Raw genomic sequence first — 3,173 nt, 5'->3', positions numbered from 1 at the left:
CCGCCCCATCGCCACCCCCCCCCCCCGCGCGGCCTGGCCCCCCCGCCGCCCGCGCCCCGTTGTGGGGGGCGGGTTCTTAGACTTTCCCGGGGGCGGCCGGGGCGGGGGGGGCGGGCACCCCCCCCCCCCCGGCGATGTCATTCGGACCGCGGGGCTCCGTCGAAGAAGGTGTCCCAGTTCGGCTCCGTGTGGCCCTGGACCACTTCGTCCTCGAACGGTGGGCGGTCGTGCCGTTGGCCGCTGATCTCCCCGCTCACCCAGTCGACGCATTCCGGGCGCTCACCGGTGCCGGAGCGGCAGTATTCCTCGACGGCCGCGCGGACCAGGGGCAGCGGAATCGCGCTCGCCCGGTCGTGGAACCTCGGGTGGTACGTCTCCGAGACGAGCCGGGAGTCCGTCCCGGACGGGTCCGGGTTGTCGGAGATCCACGCGTGGTCGTAGATCCCGCCCTTCCGGGGGGCCTGTCCGTCCGTGCACCAGGTGAGGGCGCCGAAGCCGCTCAGCTCGTTGACCGCGACGAAGAGGTAGGTGCTGGGAAACCTCTTCGGCGGCTCGGTGTAGCAGAACGAGGCCTGGCCGCCCGTGACGTACTTCCCGTCACGGACTTCCTTCACGCTGACGGAGTGGAAAGCCTCCGAGATCAGACGGTCGGTTTCCTCGGGGCCGGAAGGATATGCGTCTTCCCCGTCGAACGACATGTGAAGAATCATTACGGGCGCGGCCTCGTCCCTGAGAGCGTTATCTCGTCCAGCTTTCCTGCCGCCTTGTTCCACCAGCGGACCTTCAGGATCTGGTCAGTGTAGAGGATGTCGGGAACGGAGTATCCGCAGGAGAACGCGGGACCGCACAGCCCCTTCTCGTTGTTGATGACGACTTCCGCGTACTTGATGTCGTCCCGTGCCATGACCCACGCGAGTTTCGTCTCGACGTGGTCGGCGGTCGGGTAGATCAGCGTGCTGTCCGGGACCGGGGGAACGGTGGAACCGGGCCGCCGGAGCCAGTTGCTGATGTCCTGGACCATGGCCGCGGTCGCGGGATCGCCGTTGCTGCCGCTGACCACCGGGCCCTTCCACTCCACCAGGTTGTCGCCGTCGCGCAGGAGCACCTGCCCGGCGGTCGGGCCCTCGTCGCCCGGCCGCCGGCCGAGCTTCTGCAGGATCTGCCAGATCCGCGACGGGCACAGGCTGCTGTTGTGCACCAGCAGCGGGCGGTCGCCCGCGAGGACGAAGTAGGTGTGGAGGCCTTCGACCGTGAGGTTGTAGGCGGGCTCCAGGCCGGTCCAGTGGCGGACCGAGGCGACCTGGACGACGGCGCCGGTGTCCGTGCGCAGCGTGTCGCCGGGGCGGATGTCGCCGGCGTCGGTCCAGGTGCCGGCCGACTCCACCCAGAACGGGTGGTGGTCGGTCGCGGTGACCGCGCCCTGGCCGCCGTCGGGGGCGCGGACCGTGAGCTCGGTGAAGTCGCGGTCGTCGGGGGTGTAGACGGTGGCGCTCACCGGGCGGGGCCCGCTGGTTCCCGTGGCGGGGTCCGCCGCGAGCACCACGTCACCGGCGTGCAGGGTCTCGATGGCCCGCGTGGTGCCGTCGCCCATGAGCACCTTGGTGCCGGCCGGGAAACTGTTGGTCGGGCACCCCGCGCGGGCGCCGTTGGCGATCGTGAGCTCGTCGCCCAGCTGGTCGACCAGGCCCCGCTCGATGTCCGAGTTGTTCTTCAGGGCCTGCAGCGCCGCGTCGGCACCGACGCCGTCCGCCAGGGTCTGGCGGAACTTGGCGACGATGTCGGCCGTGGAGGTCAGCTTGCTGATGGCGGCCTGGCTGTAGCCGTTGAGCGTCGCCTGGACGGCGAGCTTGGCGTCCTCGATGCCGACGCCGGTCTCCAGGGCGAAGCGGAACGCGACGATGGCCTTGGCGCCCTTGGCGAGGGTGCCGTAGGGGATGAAGTTGGACGCGGCCCACGCGCAGGACGCGTTGAGGCCGGGGTCGTGGTAGCACTTGACGAAGTCGTCGGTCAGCGCGTGGTACAGCAGGTTGCCCAGCTGCGCCTGCGGCGAGTAGTGCAGCTTGTAGTCGGTGTAGCTCAGCTGGACGGTCTCGTCGCGCTGGTCGCTGACCTGGGTGCTGCTGACGACGACGGTGTTCCAGACGCTGTACTTGCCGGCGCAGGCGACGATCGACAGGCCCGGTTCCGGGCAGGTCTTCATCACGTAGTTGACGGTGCCGGTGATCTTGACGTTGACCGTGACGTCACAGACCGTGTCGCCCTTGCCGTTGTCGTGCCAGACCTTGGGGTCGATGTTCTTGATGATGATGCCGCTGCGGCCCTCGGTGTAGTCACCGGCGGTGCAGTGGGACATGTCGTCCTTGACCGGGTCCGTCTTCATGTCGTCCTGGGGGACGGCCTCGACGTAGGAGACCCGGCCCTGGGCGTCGACCGTGGCGGTCTGGTCCTGCAGCACGCCGTCGACGGTGTCGGCGCACTGCTTGGTCCAGACGGCGGCCTGGGCGTCGGCGGCGGCCTTGGCGGCCTGGTCGGCGCTCTGCTTGGCCGCGGCGGCCGAGGCCTGGGCCTGGTCGGAGGCGGTCTTGGCGGCGGCCGCGAACTGCTGGGCCTGGGCGGCGTAGCTGGTGGCCGCCGACGCCGAGAAGCCGGCGCTGCGGGCGGCCGCGTTGGCGGAGGCCGCGGCGGCCTGGGCCTGCTGTGCAGACTGGGCCGCCTGCGCCGCGGAGGCCTGGGCGGCCTGCGCGGACTGGGCGGCCTGGGCGGCGAAGCCCTGGGCCTGCTGGGCGGACTGGCTCGCCTGGTTGGCGTAGCCGGCGGCCTCGTTGGCGGCGTTGCGGGCGGTGGCGTAGGACTGGGCGGCCTGGGCCGCGTACTGCCGTGCCCGGGCGACCGAGCCGTCGATGGCGGCGAGGTAGGACTGGATGGTCGCCACGTGGGCGGCGGTCATCGCGTCGCGCTGCTGGGCCTTGGCCAGGCCGCTCTGCAGGAACGGCACCAGCCGGTCGGCGGGGCCGGACAGGACGGCCTGGGCGGCGGCCTTGACCTCGGGGCCGCCGGTCGTGAGCAACTGGGTGACCTGGACGCGGTTGTCGTCGTCGCGGGCCTTGAACTGGCCGACCGTCAGGAAGGCGCGGACGTCGTCGATGGTGCCGTCCAGGGCCTTGCCGGCCGCG

General features: G+C 71.2%; 2 protein-coding genes. Both read right to left on the bottom strand.

Annotated features, from left to right (window positions below):
• Positions 1 to 137: 137 nt before the first annotated feature.
• Entirely contained in the window at positions 138 to 698 is a 561-nt protein-coding gene (locus ACFV4G_RS43260) for an Imm1 family immunity protein (protein WP_380449123.1), read from the bottom strand.
• Positions 699 to 709: 11 nt separating this feature from the next.
• Positions 710 to 3,173, bottom strand: a 2,464-nt coding sequence (locus ACFV4G_RS43255) for a polymorphic toxin-type HINT domain-containing protein (RefSeq protein ID WP_380449121.1), incomplete at its 5' end; no start/stop codon positions are given.

This window comes from Kitasatospora sp. NPDC059747 (genome assembly GCF_042732955.1).
GTDB lineage: Bacteria > Actinomycetota > Actinomycetes > Streptomycetales > Streptomycetaceae > Kitasatospora.
Note: the sequence above shows the minus strand (reverse complement) of the source record. Positions and strands in the feature narration are given on the sequence as shown.

Excerpts from the sequence above, each read along its gene's own strand:
- ACFV4G_RS43260 (WP_380449123.1), bottom strand. The coding sequence starts at position 698 with ATGTCGTTCGACGGGGAAGACGCATATCCTTCCGGCCCCGAGGAAACC.